Source organism: Nocardia brasiliensis IFM 10847 (assembly GCF_000710915.1).
GTDB lineage: Bacteria > Actinomycetota > Actinomycetes > Mycobacteriales > Mycobacteriaceae > Nocardia > Nocardia brasiliensis_A.
Window position 1 is genome coordinate 58315 of the sequence record NZ_BAUA01000075.1, and the last position, 15298, is coordinate 73612.

General features: G+C 61.6%; 12 protein-coding genes. 5 read left to right on the top strand and 7 right to left on the bottom strand.

Features of this window, described 5'->3' with window-relative positions:
- Positions 1-67: 67 nt before the first annotated feature.
- The 4 genes from NBRGI_RS15910 to NBRGI_RS46435 all read right to left on the bottom strand — a co-directional run bounded on the left by NBRGI_RS15910 (position 68) and on the right by NBRGI_RS46435 (position 5298).
- Positions 68-1483, bottom strand: coding sequence for a family 2B encapsulin nanocompartment shell protein (locus NBRGI_RS15910; RefSeq protein WP_148310838.1), 1416 nt, complete (start codon positions 1481-1483; stop codon positions 68-70).
- Complete coding sequence (locus NBRGI_RS47470; RefSeq protein WP_148310839.1) at positions 1480-2529, bottom strand: terpene synthase family protein; 1050 nt, start codon at positions 2527-2529, stop codon at positions 1480-1482. The genes NBRGI_RS15910 and NBRGI_RS47470 overlap by 4 nt, the downstream gene beginning before the upstream one ends.
- A 219-nt stretch (positions 2530-2748) precedes the next feature.
- Complete coding sequence (locus tag NBRGI_RS15925; RefSeq protein ID WP_029897041.1) at positions 2749-4179, bottom strand: family 2B encapsulin nanocompartment shell protein; 1431 nt, start codon at positions 4177-4179, stop codon at positions 2749-2751.
- Between the two features lie 78 nt (positions 4180-4257).
- A complete protein-coding gene (locus NBRGI_RS46435; RefSeq protein ID WP_081878098.1) occupies positions 4258-5298 on the bottom strand; it encodes a polyprenyl synthetase family protein in 1041 nt (346 codons plus the stop codon).
- A 478-nt stretch (positions 5299-5776) separates the two neighbouring features.
- Between NBRGI_RS46435 and mvk the strand changes: the two genes are divergently transcribed.
- From mvk to NBRGI_RS15945, 3 genes are all read left to right on the top strand, one after another.
- Positions 5777-6766, top strand: coding sequence for a mevalonate kinase (gene mvk, locus NBRGI_RS15935; RefSeq protein WP_051727811.1), 990 nt, complete (start codon positions 5777-5779; stop codon positions 6764-6766).
- A gap of 127 nt (positions 6767-6893) precedes the next feature.
- Entirely contained in the window at positions 6894-7955 is a 1062-nt protein-coding gene (locus NBRGI_RS15940) for a hydroxymethylglutaryl-CoA reductase (protein WP_029897045.1), read from the top strand.
- A 2-nt stretch (positions 7956-7957) separates the two neighbouring features.
- Entirely contained in the window at positions 7958-9193 is a 1236-nt protein-coding gene (locus NBRGI_RS15945) for a hydroxymethylglutaryl-CoA synthase (protein ID WP_063726277.1), read from the top strand.
- A 167-nt stretch (positions 9194-9360) separates the two neighbouring features.
- Here the strand turns inward: NBRGI_RS15945 and NBRGI_RS15950 are convergent, their stop codons facing one another.
- Positions 9361-10542 (bottom strand): helix-turn-helix domain-containing protein, encoded by a 1182-nt coding sequence (locus NBRGI_RS15950; protein WP_029897049.1) that lies wholly within the window; start codon positions 10540-10542, stop codon positions 9361-9363.
- 489 nt (positions 10543-11031) lie between these two features.
- Between NBRGI_RS15950 and NBRGI_RS15955 the strand changes: the two genes are divergently transcribed.
- Together NBRGI_RS15955 and NBRGI_RS15960 are read left to right on the top strand one after the other, a co-directional pair.
- Complete coding sequence (locus NBRGI_RS15955; RefSeq protein WP_029897051.1) at positions 11032-11742, top strand: creatininase family protein; 711 nt, start codon at positions 11032-11034, stop codon at positions 11740-11742.
- A 244-nt stretch (positions 11743-11986) separates the two neighbouring features.
- A complete protein-coding gene (locus NBRGI_RS15960; RefSeq protein ID WP_148310840.1) occupies positions 11987-13093 on the top strand; it encodes a terpene synthase family protein in 1107 nt (368 codons plus the stop codon).
- Between the two features lie 90 nt (positions 13094-13183).
- On the opposite strand, the gene NBRGI_RS15965 is transcribed toward NBRGI_RS15960, so the two are convergent.
- Both NBRGI_RS15965 and NBRGI_RS15970 read right to left on the bottom strand, forming a co-directional pair.
- Positions 13184-13642 (bottom strand): helix-turn-helix domain-containing protein, encoded by a 459-nt coding sequence (locus NBRGI_RS15965; protein WP_148310841.1) that lies wholly within the window; start codon positions 13640-13642, stop codon positions 13184-13186.
- A gap of 69 nt (positions 13643-13711) precedes the next feature.
- Positions 13712-15295 (bottom strand): fatty acyl-CoA synthetase, encoded by a 1584-nt coding sequence (locus NBRGI_RS15970; RefSeq protein ID WP_029897058.1) that lies wholly within the window; start codon positions 15293-15295, stop codon positions 13712-13714.
- Between the last annotated feature and the right edge of the window lie 3 nt (positions 15296-15298).

A 15298-nucleotide genomic window follows, 5' to 3' on the forward strand; every position in this document is an offset into this window, starting at 1 on the left:
GCGGCCACAGTACCGATCCCGGTGAAACCGTGGACAACAGGAAGCGATGGTGTTGACATGTGTTCTCCTAAACGATCCCTACATCGACATGTTCGAGCAACGCGATAGCATCCGGCACAAGAACCGCGGCAGAGAAATAGCCGGTAACCAAGTAGCTGGCGACGGCATGCTCATCGACGCCCATGAATCGCATCGTGATGCCGGCGTCGTATTCGTCGGGCATACCCGTTTGATGCAAACCCACGACGCCTTGATCGTCGGCGCCGGCGCGGACTGTGATGATCGACGTACTTTGACGGTCTGTGATCGGTATATGGAGGCACGGAAAGAATGGGACACCGGCCCAGACCGTCACGGGGCGATCGTGGACCCGGATGACATCTGGCACGAGCCCACGTCGATTGCATTCGCGACGGAATGCGGATATGACCCGCGGGTGGCCGAACATATGGGTGGCGTCCCGGCACACTTCCAGAAGTGAATCGATGTCGTCGGGTTTCGGCGGGCCTGATCCTGTCGAGATACGTTGATCGTTGTCGACATTGTGAAGCAACCCGAAGTTTCGATTGTTTATCAACTCCCATTCGCCACGCTCTCGTATTTCCTCGACCACGAGCCCGAGTTGCTCATGGAATTGATTCATCGGATCGTTGTACAGGTCCTGCACACGGGTATGCACACGCAGAATGGATTGAGCCAGAGACAGCTCGTATTCTCGTGGATCCACGTCGTACTCGACATATGTTTGCGAAATCGCCGGTTCGCCTTCATGGCCAGAGGTGACATCTACGACGGCTTCACCTTTAGCATTGACCCGCAGGGCAGAATTTGTCATGAATGCGGTTATATGCTGCCGGAGGTCGGCATGGTCTTCGAATACGTCCAGGAATTCATTCCACGGGATGATGACGATCGTGGATGCGGTGGTTGCACGGACCGTGGCCGACCAAACGGGGTCGTCTTGGAGTAATGCTTCGTCACCGAGGTGGTCACCGTCGGTCAGTATCCCTACCAGTTGAGGGATTCCGTAGGAGTCGGTGATGGTCCGTTCGAGACGTCCGTGGACGACGGCAAGGGCGAACCGGACCTCCTGCCCCTGTGTGACAAGTGTTTCACCACTTGGTACAGTCCGTGGACGACACCTGCTGGCGAGCTTTCGAAGAACATCGAGATTGCCATATCCATGCAATACGGGTATTTCGGTCAAGGATTCCGGTATGACCTGAATATTTTCAATGCCCGTTTGAACGAAGGCGACACAACCGCGACTACGGCGGAGAGTCCGCCGGCGGTTGACCCGGTACACGCCACCGACTGCCTCGACCCACGGCAGCTGATCGAGTAACCACCGGTCGGTGATGCCAGCCATCTGTGGCGATGTTTTAGTGGTATCGGCCAGATTACGGGCTCCGAGCGTGCCCAAGGCCTGAGCGTCAACCATCCGGGGAATGTCGGCCGGGTCATAGTCCCGTACGGTGATCATGACAGCCTCGCTGTTCGGAGTGTGCACTCATGGCCTGGATCTGACGTATCGGCAGATTTCGGACCGAGACGGTCAGGGTCAATGGTCAAGGATCCGCTTCGCATACCATTCCATCCGAACCCCGTACCGTGATAACGCGTTGTCTCCAAAGACCATCGAAGATTGCCCGCACACAGGGCGGTCAATGCAGTCAAATACATCTGCATCTGAGGCATGTGGCAATAGCGCCGTCGCAATTGCGCATGAGCTCTGATAATCTCGGCGTCGACGTCCCGGATCAGCGTTCCGGTAATATCCAAAGCCGTCTGCAGCGGACGACAGTGCACATAGGACAGAATCGCTACGACATTGAACAGATCACCGTGAGAGACTTCCTTGCGGAAGGAAAGAAGATCGTTGACCAAAAGAGCATGCATGCAGACGGCACGCTGCGCGCGAAGGATATCGGGGTCGGCGCCGATTATATCCGAAAGATCGATACCGAGAACATACTCCACACACACCACCAGGGGTTGAAAGCCAAAGCTGAGCTGCCGTATAGCAAGGTAGCTATCGAAATCCGGCAAGTTGCCACTGTTGGTGTACTCACGCTCGGCGAGTATTCCCCGGAAGCAGTCCTGCCACCCATCGCGATAGCGTCGGAAGACCCGCTCCGGCATGTGCCCTTCTAGTGTTTTCCAAATATCACAAAAAGCGGGCCCGTACGGATGGCCGGTTGTCCGGTCCGAGGCGATCTCATCGAACGCCGCGTGCTGCTGTAAGGCTAGATCGTCCACCTCGAACATCAACGAGTTCATACAGGATGAATGCACGATTCGCTGGGGCAGCCCAGCCGGAAATATCAGCGCATCGAACATCGGGTAGCGTCGTTCGAAAAACTGCGTCATTGCCGCTGCATCGACGAATGGGAGAAGGCGCCGGCACCAGGCGGCGTGACGTTCATATATCGCGGGATACTCCGGGTTGATGTGGGCCTCGGTGTGGCATACCGGCTCCGGTATCCGAAAGGAACGCAGGCCTCTGGTCGCATGAGTGTTTGCGGTCATGGTTTGCTTCCCCTGGAGGAAGGGCCCCCGACCGCGGCCGAACCGGTGCAGGTGGTGGTACCACGAGGAAAGCACTCGGCGCGGCCGGTGCCGCTACATCTCCGCGTGCTGATCATCTGGACCACGACCCTCTCCTTACTCGGCCGCGTCGAAATCGGAGGGTAGCTCGATATTCATTTCAGCGGCCACAGCAATCAGCGATTCGGTACCGGTACATTCTCATCCGCGGGGAGCGGCAACGCTGACATGCTCCATGATTCCGATTGCATCAGGGACCAATATCGCGACCGAGAAGTACGCCGTGACCAGGTACGACATGATCGCGTGTGGATCGACCCCCATGAAACGCACGTTCAACCCGGGCTCTACCTGGTCAGGAATAGAATCCGGCCGTAACCCCACTACACCCTGCCGGTTTTCACCGACGCGCATAGCGATGATCGAAGTCACTTGAGAGTCGTTGACCGGGATCTTCGGAAGTGGGAACAACGGCACACCTCTCCAGGACGGCATTTTTCGTCCTCCCACATCGGTCGTTTCCATGACGAGACCACGATGATTACATTCACGAGCGAAGGCAGCGATGGCCTTGGGGTGGGCGAAGAGCAGATCGGTTCCGCGCCGCATGGCGAGTAGCTCGTCCATATCGTCCGGGGTAGGCGGTCCGGAGTGTGTGGCGCAGCGCTGATCGTAATCCGTGTTGTACAGAAGCCCGAAGTCGTGATTATTGACCAGCTCCCACTCCTGCTGTTCACGTATTTCCTCTATTGTCAGCCGGAGTTGCTGCTCGATCTGATTCATCGGGCTGTTGAACAGGTCCGCTACGCGAGTATGGACACGTAGCACGGTCTGAGCCAGTGACAGTTCGTACTCGCGCGGCGACAGCTCGTACTCCACGAATGTGCTCGGAATTTCTGGCTCGCCCTCGTGCCCGGAAGCCAGCTCGATTATTGCTTCGCCCTTGGAATTCACACGGCGACTCGCCAGAGCGAGTGTCGATGTAAGGTGATCCCGCAGACTGGGCGATTGCTCGCGCAGTTGAATGAATTCCTGCCACGGCAAGGACAACAATGTCCCAGAAGTAACGGCCCGTACGCTGGCGGTCCACAGCGGGTCTGTCTGCAGCAGCGCCTCCTCGCCGAGATGGTCTCCGTCGGTCAGCATTCCGAGGAGCTCGGTATCGCCATAGCTCCCGGTAGTTGTCCGTTCGAGTCGTCCGTGCGCAAGGAGAAACAGTTCCTGCACCGGCTGCCCCTCTTCTACGATGATATCTCCGGGACGGAACTTTCGCGTGACGAGCAGCTGCGCCGCACGATGCAGAACCTCCAAATCCTGATACCCACGCAAAATCGGTATTTCAGTGAGTGTCTCGGGAACGACCCGAATCTGGTTCGCGCCGGTTTGCACGAACGAGACGCGGCCCCGTCCTCGACGTACGGTGAGACGGCGATTTACGCGATACGTGCCGCCGGCCACAGAGACCCATGGCAACTGTCGCAACAACCAGCGCGACGTGACGCCGGCCATCTGAGGAGGCGTTTTCGTGGTCGTTGCGAGGTTGCGTGCCGCGCTCGTACTGAGTGACAGTTGAACTGCCTGCTCTTCCGGGAGGTCAGGCTGCTCGAAAGAGAGGTCAGGCTGCATGGTCATTGCGGTAGTCTCCTCGAATCATGGATAGGGACTCTTCGGTCGATTGCTCGGTCGCATACTGAACGATGTTTTGACCACTCAGTTTTTTCGATGAGTCATGAGTTTGGACAGTGCATCTAGTTCAGCCGATACGCAGCAAGCCGGAAGACAATGAAAAGCATCAATTACCAGTCGGTCGACTTCATTTTGGGCCCACTGCCGACCGCCCGCCGCTTCAACAAGTTCGGCGGCAAGTGCGGCCTCCCGAACGGATAGCGGCCCAGTTCTGGCATAGAGCTTTTTCAGTTCTGCCGCGGCATCCGTCCCCGATTGCATGGCCGCCACCACCGGTAGGGTGTAGCGCTGTCTGACCAGGTCGTCAGCAGGTTTGCCAGTGACAGTCGGATCACCCCAGATGCCGATCAAGTCATCGACAATCTGGAACGCCACGCCCAGCTCACGCCCGAATCGATCCATCATCGCCACGGTGTCTTCGTCGGCACCAGCGCACAGGGCGCCCAAGGCACACGCACAGCCCATCAACGCGGCTGTCTTTCCTCTCGCGATACCCTCGCAATACTCGATTGTGGGCACGGGCTCAGGCGCTGTCCGACAATCCTCATGCTGTGCACGGCACAGTTCGATCACTGTTGATTCGAGACGGCGCAAAGCCGATCCGGCGACCGCGAGCGGGAGCTGGGCGGCGAGTACCTGTGCCGCCAACGCGTGCAGACCATCACCGAGCAGAATCGCATCCGACACGCCCCACACCGCCCAGACTGTCGGCCGATTCCGACGGGTGGCATCGCAATCCATCACATCGTCATGGATCAGAGTGAAGTTATGGATCAGTTCGACCGCCGCTGCGGCGCTTGCAGCCGCGCTGGGCTCGCCCCCACACGCAGTGCAGCTACAAACCGTGAGCGCAGGCCGTACAAGTTTTCCCGCACCACCGCCGCTGCCGGGTCCGCCAGTGGCGTCCGACCAACCGAAGTGATAGCCGGCCATACGATTCAACGGCGTCGGCAACGAACTCACAGCCGTCCGCAGTTTCGGCTCCACGATTCTTCGGACCTGATCGACGACCGCGGCGGATCGGCCCGCGGACGAATCCGAGGTAGTGCCGGTAGTCAAATTCATTACATCAACCCAACCTGTGGCAAGAAACAACGCGGAGATAAGTCGAGGAATGCTCCGGTCTTGTATCCATGCACCGTCCTCCGTCGTCGTCGCGGGATGGCTGTCTTGACGACCCTTCTCAGGCTCACGCGAACAACGCCGAGCAGAGCCGCGCCCGGCGCATGACGGTCATGCATCCCATACATTGCAAGGGATTCCGCGTCTACGGCCTGAGCCTGTCGGATAAGCGTGAACGTTCGAGTCGACGGCGACGGGGTGCCATCGAAACGCTCGCCCGGCGGCTTACCGCAGAGCCCTTTATGCGTGCAGAGCATCGTCGCGATGCGTGAAAGGCTCTTCTGTCCTCGCGACGGGGAGCGCAGGGTTGGTTGCAGATATCTTCGAGCACTGCGTAGATCGGCGGCATCGCCGGCCCATCGAGTAGTCCGCCGCAGCGATGCCCAGACGACGCAGAATCGCCTTTGCGAATGAGAGCGTTATGGATACGACCGAGCCCGCCTCCGGCACCTTGATCGGCACCGGCGCCGCCTGCGGTAAGGCCATTCTGATCGGTGAGCACACGGTCGTGTATGGACGACCTGCTATCGCGATCCCGTTGGCGCCGTTGCACATCGCGGCTACCGCCCGGGTGTCGATGGCCACGGAGTCGTGCCTCACTGCTGCCACACGCCACGCCGACGGCGGAAGAGTTGATACGTTTTTCGCCTCCGGATCCGAGGCGTTGTCGACGAGCTCGGACGGCGGTGCTGTCGCGACGGCATTGCGTCGATGGGGTTTCCACCATGCGACAGCAGCGGTGACACTCACCGGTGACTTACCACCAGCGCGCGGGCTGGGGGCGAGCGCGGCCTGCGCGACCGCAGCCGTGCGCGCTGTCGCGGACGCGGTCGGTGTAACTGTCGACGGGAGGGCGCTTTACGAACTGGTGCAGGTCAGTGAGCAGCAGGCGCACGGCCGCGCCAGCGGTATCGATGCCGCCACGGTGATCGCGGCACAACCGATCCGATTCCAGGATGGAGCAGCACATCCACTGCTCACGCGTACGGTCGCGGTGACAGTGCTAGCCGACACCGGAACGCCGAGCATTACCCGGCAAGCGGTGCAGGCGGTCGAGTCGATGGTGCGCCGCTGCCCGGCGCGCGCTCGCAGACTGTTCGATGAGGCCGATCGCCTCATCGATGATGCCCTCGCCGCCATGGAGGCCGCGGACATCGCGACTTTGGGCGCACGGATGACTGGGTTTCATTGTCTACTACAGGAATTCGGGGTCAGCACTGCGGCGCTCAACCGGCTGGTGGACGCTGCCTCGAGCGCCGGTGCACTGGGTGCCAAGCTCACCGGCGGTGGGCTCGGCGGATGCATGCTCGCGTTGACCCGACCTCACGACACCGAGGTGGTGGAGCAGGCGCTGGTGTCGGCGGGTGCCCGCCGAACATGGACGATACCGATCGGGGAGCCTTCTTCGTGACCCCACGACACGCTCGGTATCTAGCGAAGGGCTTCTGGGACAAACATCCTGGGCGCTGCCGGTCGTTCCGCCCTGGGCACTCCTCGGTGCTCGTCGTCACAGACCGGTCCGGACAGGAGGTTCTCCCGTGACCGCGCTCCACTCCGAACACGCCGAAGTGCCGTTGGCTTGGCAAGGCCCGATCCGAATCACCGGCAACACCGTCCACGACGAAGTCGAGGTACCTCTGGCTACCTTCGAAACCCCGCTGTGGGCTTCTGTGCGCCGTGGCGCCCGCCTGTCGATGTCGATCGACAACGGCATCGTCGCCACCGTTGTCGATGACCGTATGACTCGCTCGGTCCTGCTCGAGGCCGATGACGCGAGCGTCGCGCTCGCCACGGTAGCTCACATACACGACCATTTCGCACACGCCCGGACTGTCGCAGCCGGCGGCAGCCGACACACCGAGTTGATCGACGTGCACCACCAGATCGCGGGAAATCTGCTGTTCCTGCGATTCGAGTACCGCACCGGCGACGCTGCCGGACACAATATGACCACCGATGCCGGCGATCGACTCATCGCGTGGATCCTGGCCACTGTCGAAGGCTTGCGCTATATCTCGGTATCCGGCAACTACTGCACCGACAAGAAGGCGACCGCGGTCAACGGCATCCTCGGACGCGGCAAGAACGTCGTCACCGAAATCAACGTCCCCGCAAGGCTTGTCGACCAACGCCTACACACCACCGCAGCACGCATCGCCGAACTCAACGTCCGCAAGAACCTCATCGGTACCGTGCTCGCCGGCGGCATCCGCTCCGCCAACGCCCATTACGCGAATATGCTCCTCGCCCTCTACCTCGCCACCGGACAAGACGCCGCCAACATCGTCGAAGGGTCCCAAGGGATCACCCACGCCGAGAACCGCGACGGAGACCTCTACTTCTCTTGCACCCTGCCCAACCTCATCCTCGGCACCATCGGCAACGGCAAACAACTCGGCTTCGTCGAGAACAATCTGGTCAGACTCGGCTGCCGTGAACCCCGTGCCTCCGGCGACAACGCTCGCCGCCTCGCGGTCATCGTCGCAGCGACGGTGCTGTGCGGCGAACTCTCGCTGATGGCCGCACAAACCAACCCCGGCGAACTGATGCGCGCCCACACCCGTTTCGAACGTACCCCACACCGAACCGATCCGAGGTGACCATGTCTGCCCCACCCATCGGCATCCACGACCTGTCGATCGCCACCACCCACTACGTCATCGACCAGGCCACCCTTGCCCGACACCACCGAGTCCCGATCGACAAGTACCACCGCGGCCTCGGCCAGGAAGCCATGAGCGTCCCCGCGGCGGACGAGGACATCGTCACCCTCGCCGCAACCGCCGCCGCACCGATCCTCGCCCGCCACGGCACCGACAAATTGCGCACAGTCTTGCTCGCCACCGAATCCTCCGTCGACCAAGCGAAAGCCGCAGGCCTGTACCTACATCCGCTGATCGGCTTGCCCCACACCTGTCGCGTCGTCGAACTCAAACAGGCCTGCTACTCCGCCACCGCGGCCTTACAACTGGCCACCGGCCTGATCACCCGCAACCCCGCCGAACACGTCTTGGTCATCGCCACCGACATCGCGCGCTATGACCTCGATACCCCCGCGGAAGCCACCCAAGGCGCCGCAGCGGTAGCCATGCTCGTCACGACCGACCCGGCCCTGGCCGAGCTGCATCCCCTCACCGGCGTCTACTCCACCCATGTCAACGACTTCTGGCGACCCAATTACCGCACCACAGCAATCGTCGACGGCAAGCTCTCCATCACCGCCTACCTCGACGCGGCCCGACACGCCTACACCGACTACCGCAGTCGCGGCGGCCGCGCGCTGGACGAGTTCGCCGCCGTCTGCTACCACCAGCCATTCGCCACCATGGCCTACAAAGCGCACCGGCATCTGCTGCAAACCCACGACTTCACCCCCACCGCAAGCGATCTCGATAACGCTCTGGCCGATACCACCCACTACAACCGGATGATCGGCAACAGCTACACCGCCTCGGTCTATCTCGCCCTGGCATCCCTTCTCGACCACAGCGACGACCTCGCCGGCAAACCCATCGCCATGCTCAGCTACGGATCCGGATGCGTCGCCGAATTCTTCACCGCCACACCGGTGGCGGGCTATCGAACACATCTGCACAGCAACGCCAACCACAACATTATCCACGCACGCAAACCCATCGACTACCACCGCTATCGCGCGCTGCTCACCGCCCCACCCAACACCCAGGGCGACCATGTGCTACCCCGGGAAACCAACGCCCCCTACCGACTGGCCGCCATCAACGGTCACACCAGAACCTACAAGGCAGCTGACACAGGGAAACAACCTGAACGCGACCGGATGGGGCGCACCAGGCTTGTGCCCGTCGACCGCCGCTAGCCCTCCGCCTCTCATATTCCGAGTAGTTGTCCCGGCGAGAACTACCATGGCGCAGATGTCTTTTCGTCGCCGGGACAGAATATTTTGGACATCCCGATCGATTCCCGGCTGCAGGGGTGTACTAGTTATTTGGACAGACCCGGCCGCCAGGGGCCGTAACAGTTCAATCATCTCAGTGTGTTTCGCATAGCAAGGCATAGATGTCTCGCATGATCGGGTGCATTTTGCGCATGTAGTTGCCGGACCACGCGGTTCAGCTGGTCTTCGGCTCGGATGGAATGTGTTTCGGCGATGATATGCAGGGCATGCCGGGCAACATCGATCGCTTTATCGGGTCTCGACGTGCCTGCCAAGGCAGCGGCGAGGAGCGCCAAACCGCGGCCGAGGTCGCGCCGGTTCTCCGTTTTCCACGCAGATAGTTGCGGCTCTAATACCGCCACAGCTTCGTCAGGAAGCCCCAATTCGAGGAAGCACTCGGCGGCCTCCATCCCGATATATTCGAGGGTGCAATAGTTCGCCAGGTCGTCCCCATCGCCGTTCGGGGACGAAGCTTGCTGCCGTGCTTGCTCGAGGGCTAGCGTGGTGTCTTTCACGTTGCCGAGGCGGGCGTGGCCCTGGGCAAGTTGCCGTAACGCCGCCGCGCGTTGGCGAGGACTGAGGCGGGTGGTCGTGTTCAACGCTGCTCGGGCAAGGGCAATGGTGGCATGCGGCTTACCAGCGTCGGCGGCAAGGTTGCTCTGCCTCATTTTGACGTACGACATCAGTTGCCCGTTACCTGTCTCACGAGCTAGATCGGCAGCAATCGTCGTGCACCTGATGGCTGCGCGCAAATCGCCGGCATCTTGGTGCAGCCAGCCCAGAAATTCTGCGAATCGAGCATGGACGAAATTCATTCGGTTCTGGGTTCGGCCATGACTGGTGCGTTCGAGGCGCTCAACGAACCGCAGTTGCTGGGTGACGAGCGGAACCAAGGGTTGTGGACCGGCCAGATTGTCGGTGCGCACGTACTCCTCCAGCGTGGACAACAACGAATCGATGATCAGGGTGTCGGCAGCCGGGGGCGCGGGTAGCGTACCGCCGCTGAGCCGCAACGGATTCAATGCGGACGGCATGTCCGGGGGATCCTCGATGTCGAACCACAGCAGCTCGGGCGGAATGCTGAGCGCACGGGCGTAGTGGATCAGCTTGTCGAGATCGCGTACTTTATTGCGGCCGTTCTCGATTCGGCTCAGTTGGCCCTGGGTGATGCCGAGCCATCGGGCCAGCTGGACTTGCGGGACCGGGTGCTCGCCGTGGCGGGGGTGGTGCCGCCAAGTATTGAACACCGCGCCGATATCCTTGCTCTGCAAGGCCGTTCGCAGGCCGCTGGTACGCCAGTCCGTGGCACGAAGTCGGGGTGGTCGGCCCACTGTCCTGCCGCAGGGGCTGCACGACATCCCCTTGTTGTCGCGCGCCAAGCCCGCTCCGCATCGGGGGCAATTCCGGCGCCGGTTGTCCAGCATGACCGTCTCGCTTCCGTCGGGAATCCGTGTGGGGCAGCCGTTGTGGACGATGGCCAACGTTCCACTGCTTTCAACCACGTCACAAACATCACGGAATCATCCAAACGAATCAGGCGGACGGTGGCTCATTCGTTGAGCTCAGTGATGCAGCGATCGACATTCAATGATAGGCGAGGCTGCTCCGGCAGAGCCTCAAATGCCCGCTGCGCATGGAATCTATTCCGCCGACGCATATCTCGGCTCCCCGAGAGTGACGTCGGTATACTTCCCCTCAGATCCCATTTCTGATCGTGGGGCCCGCGGTCCCCGAGCCTGGACGCACTGGGAGTAGTCACCGTGACCTTTGCATTCTGCACCGCTACCTCACACGATGAGACAGTCCGATGTGCCAGGATCGCAGTGCTTCCGGTCGGAAGCTTCGAGCAACACGGCGGACATCTGCCGTTGGCGACCGATACGCTCATCGCGTGTGAGATCGCCAGCCGAATCGCCGCGACCTACAAACTGTTTCTTCTGCCTCCGGTCGCAGTAGCGTGCTCGCATGAGCATGCCGGGTTTCCTGGCACAGTATCGATCAGCGCGATGACACTGGTTGCGACAGTCGACGATGTCGCGGAGTCCCTGGCCAGGTCGGGCATCCCCAGCCTTGTGCTGGTGAACGGACACGGCGGTAACCACGTGCTTGCGAATGTCGTCTGCGAGCACAACACTGCCGGTCGACAGATGATGCTGTTCCCGACGATGACGGACTGGTGCACCGCGCGAATCCACGCGGAGATGGCAACGACCGACCTCGACGATATGCACGGCGGCGAGCTGGAGACCTCGATCCTGCTCCATGCGCACCCCGAACTCGTCGCAGACACCTACAAAGACGCCGACCACGAAGCACGCGATCGTCCGCATCTACTGATCACCGGAATGGCCGGCTACACCACCAGCGGAATCATCGGCCGCCCATCCCTCGCCACCGCAGCCAAAGGCCGAGCCGCACTCGACAGCCTCGATGAATCATTCGCCTCCCATCTGAAAGAACTAGCCGGCTAAGGATTCAAGATCTTGGGACCGCAGCCATAACCCCTATCACAACTACGAGAGACTCGCTCTCCGGATAGCGTTTGCCGCCCCGAGACGGCCCGAAACCAGCGCCACAAACACAACAATCCACGCTCGACTCATGAAATCCTGACCCCATTGAACACGGGAAGAGCAAACCCGCTACTTCGATTTTGCAATAGAAGTTTTCCCATCTATGCGAATCGATCGATTACCGTTGCCGACAGGAGTGCCGATGCCAGCATTTGGAACTGCAGACGACGCAACCAGGAATGCGGTACGCATACCGCCGATCTGGTGTCCCTTGCCCCTGCATACCAGGAGCGGGGCAGAGAAATTTCAGCAGCGCACAGAACAGCTCTATCAGGATATGGGCTTCGACTCCACATCGATGAATACTGTACGTGAAATCTGCGCCGGCGAACTGGCCTGCATGTGGGCGGCCATGGGCGACGAAGAAGGGGTGCAGCTACTCAGCGATTGGCTACCTTGGCCGTTTCTTTTCGACGATGCCTATTGCGATGGAGGGCCGCTGTCCCGCGATCCCACGGCGTTCAATCATCGGGCCATGCGTCTCATGTATACGGCCATTTGCCCTGAACAAACCTCACGTGGACCCGAATTTGTCGACCTGCTGTCAAAGGTGCTGACGGAAATAATGGGACGCGTGCGCAGCCGCGCCGCAGAGGGCGTTTCGGCCGTGGCTCTTGCCCACTATCGCTGGGCGCTCGGCGCCGCATGCGGGGTGTCGGACAGGTCGACTGCTTATGTCCGGAGTTTGGACGAACATATGATCGTCCGCCCCGCCGATGGTGCGGATCTCATGTGTCTCTACCTGACCGAGATCGCGGAGGGCACATGGTATACCCCAGCCGCTATGAGCGACCCCGCCATTCGCGCCATCACCGATGCCGCCAGCGTCGCGTTCTCTGTCTTGACCGACCTCGGCTCCTACGGCCACGAAGGTGCCCAGAACAGTCTCGAATCGAACATTGTCCACGTCATCGCGAACGAGCGCGGGATCAGCGTCCAGGATGCCATGCATGAAGCCTGTGCTCTGATGGAGGAGGTCATGGAGCTATTCGCGCGCTTGAAGAACAGACTGTCACACCAGGATGACCCCCGTCTTCAGCGCTATCTACAACAGCTGTCGAATTTCGTGCGCGGAGCTCTCGAATGGCAGCGCCGACTGCCGAGATATGCACGATTCTCGGGGCGCGTGGAACCTTTGATTGCCACTGGCCAACTACTGAGTGACCCGATTCATGAGCTTTCAGAGCACAGGATTTTCCCGAAAGTCGAGCCGCCCCCATCAATTCGATGGTGGTGGGATTTCGTGTAGACAAGAGGGTTGCGTCGAATTTGCGGGTGCCCCGATCATCTTCGCCACCGTGGTGCGGTGGCATCTATCTGGGCAACGCTGGCCACCGTGCTACCACTGCGCGGTGCAGTGCTCCGGGGGCAGGCCCTCGGCACTGCGCAGATGATCGGCCACCTCGATCAACATGGCGATCGAGTCCATGGACAACGTTGAGCACAACCGAACGAGCCGGTCCATGACCGGGTTCGTCAGCCCATCGCCGAGCACGCTGTCCGGTTCCGCCGCGACGTGCGGCAGAACTACCGCAGCAGTCAGATCGCCCGCCTGCACACCGAAGTAGTCGGCCAACACCGCCAGCAGCGCATCGGACGGATTGGTCCTGATGCCGTTTCTGAGCTGCGAAAGATACGGCACCGACACCGCGTACCCGCGTTGCTTCAGCGCCTGCGCGAGCGCCCGGTTCGTCAGTGGCCTGCCATGCGTCTCATGCCACCGCTCGAAGAGCTGGTCGAGCTGTGCGGCAACACATTTCGGCGCTTCGACGACCATCTTTCCACAGGTATCTCCCATAGTGCGTCCTCCATCGGCAACGACAGTGCGGCAGCGGCCGGCAGGCCGCCGCCGCACCGCAACGCGGAGCTACTGAGCCAATCCCCCGAACTGCGCGCGGAGTTCGCGTTTGACGATCTTTCCGCTCGGATTCTTGGGCAGCGCGTCCACGAACACGACATACTTCGGCCGCTTGTACGGCGCCAGCACCGTTTTCGCGTGGTCGAGGACCGCGTCCACGGTGACCTCATGTCCGTCTCTGGCGACGATCACCGCGGTCACCGCCTCGATCCAATGCGGGTGCGGGATACCGAACACCGCGACCTCGGCGACGCCGTCGACCCCGTACAACGCCTCCTCGACCTCACGGGAAGCGACGTTCTCTCCCCCGCTCTTGATCATGTCCTTCTTGCGGTCGACCACGCTCAGGTAGCCGTCCGGGCTCAGCACGCCGAGGTCGCCCGAATGGAACCAGCCACGCCGGAAAGCCTCGGCTGTCTTGGGCGCGTCGTTGTGATAGCCCGCGGCGACGTGCGGGCTGCGATGCACGATCTCGCCGACCACGCCGGCGGGCACCGGATTGCCGTCGTCGTCCACCACCGCGGTCTCGACGTTGATCGCGGGCCGGCCCGCGCTGCCGGCATGGTCGATCTGCTCGTCCGGACGCAGAATGGTCGCCATCGGGGCGAGTTCGGTCTGGCCGTAGAAATTCCACAACCGCACGCCGGGCAGGCGACGCCGCATCTCGTGCAGCACCTCCACCGGCATGGGCGAGGCCCCGTAGTACCCCTTGCGCAGACTCGACAGATCCGTGGTGTCGAAGGCGGCACTGCGCAGCAACGAGATCCACACCGTAGGGGGCGCGAACAACTTCGTGATGCGGTGGCTCTCGATGCTCGCGAGCAGCACCTCCGGGTCGGGGTTGGGCAGGATGACGCTGGTCGCCCCGAGATACACGTCCACCGCGAAGAAGCAGTCCAACTGCGCGCAGTGATACATCGGCAGCGCGTGCACCTCCACATCGTCGGCGCTCATCTCGCCGTCCACCGCACAGCTGACGTATTGGCTGATCAACGAGCGGCTGGTGTGGATCACCCCCTTCGGGCTCGACTCGGTGCCCGAGGTGTACATCAACCGGATCGGATCGTCGTCCGCGATCGGGACGTCGATCGGCGTGGTGGACCCGCTGAGACACCATCGGCTCGCGTCCGACCAACCCGCGGCCGGTTCCCCACCGAGCTGTCCGCGCAGGGCGATCGGCAGACCGGCTCGAGTTATCGCCTCGGCCGCGGTCGGCACCAGGGCGTCTTCGGCGAGCAACCCCGAGGCTTGCGAGTCGGCCAGGATGTAGGCGACTTCCCGGCTCGTCAGCATGAAATTGATCGGCACCAGCACCACCCCCAATCGGGCCGTGGCGAAGGTGAGCACCGCGAACTCCCACCGGTTGTGGCTCAGCAGAGCCAGCCGGTCACCCTTTTCGATACCGCGATCGTCGAGCGCGTGCGCGGCGCGGTCGACCGCCGCGTCGAACTCGGCGTAGGTGAAGCGTCGGGCCCCATCGATGACGGCGAGTTTGCCCGGATACCGGAGAGCAGTGCGATGCAGCAGATCTGCGACGCCGTGGCGCCGGGCACGCGCGAGGTCGGCCGCGGTGGTGCCCGCTGATACGTCCAATGC

Bases quoted from the DNA above. Each gene is read 5' to 3' on its own strand.
- NBRGI_RS15965 (WP_148310841.1), bottom strand. From the start codon at position 13,642: ATGGGAGATACCTGTGGAAAGATGGTCGTCGAAGCGCCGAAATGTGTT.
- NBRGI_RS15910 (WP_148310838.1), bottom strand. From the start codon at position 1,483: ATGATCACCGTACGGGACTATGACCCGGCCGACATTCCCCGGATGGTT.
- NBRGI_RS15945 (WP_063726277.1), top strand. From the start codon at position 7,958: ATGTCTGCCCCACCCATCGGCATCCACGACCTGTCGATCGCCACCACC.
- NBRGI_RS15960 (WP_148310840.1), top strand. From the start codon at position 11,987: ATGCCAGCATTTGGAACTGCAGACGACGCAACCAGGAATGCGGTACGC.
- NBRGI_RS15925 (WP_029897041.1), bottom strand. From the start codon at position 4,179: ATGACCATGCAGCCTGACCTCTCTTTCGAGCAGCCTGACCTCCCGGAA.
- NBRGI_RS47470 (WP_148310839.1), bottom strand. From the start codon at position 2,529: ATGACCGCAAACACTCATGCGACCAGAGGCCTGCGTTCCTTTCGGATA.
- mvk (WP_051727811.1), top strand. From the start codon at position 5,777: ATGGATACGACCGAGCCCGCCTCCGGCACCTTGATCGGCACCGGCGCC.
- NBRGI_RS46435 (WP_081878098.1), bottom strand. From the start codon at position 5,298: ATGAATTTGACTACCGGCACTACCTCGGATTCGTCCGCGGGCCGATCC.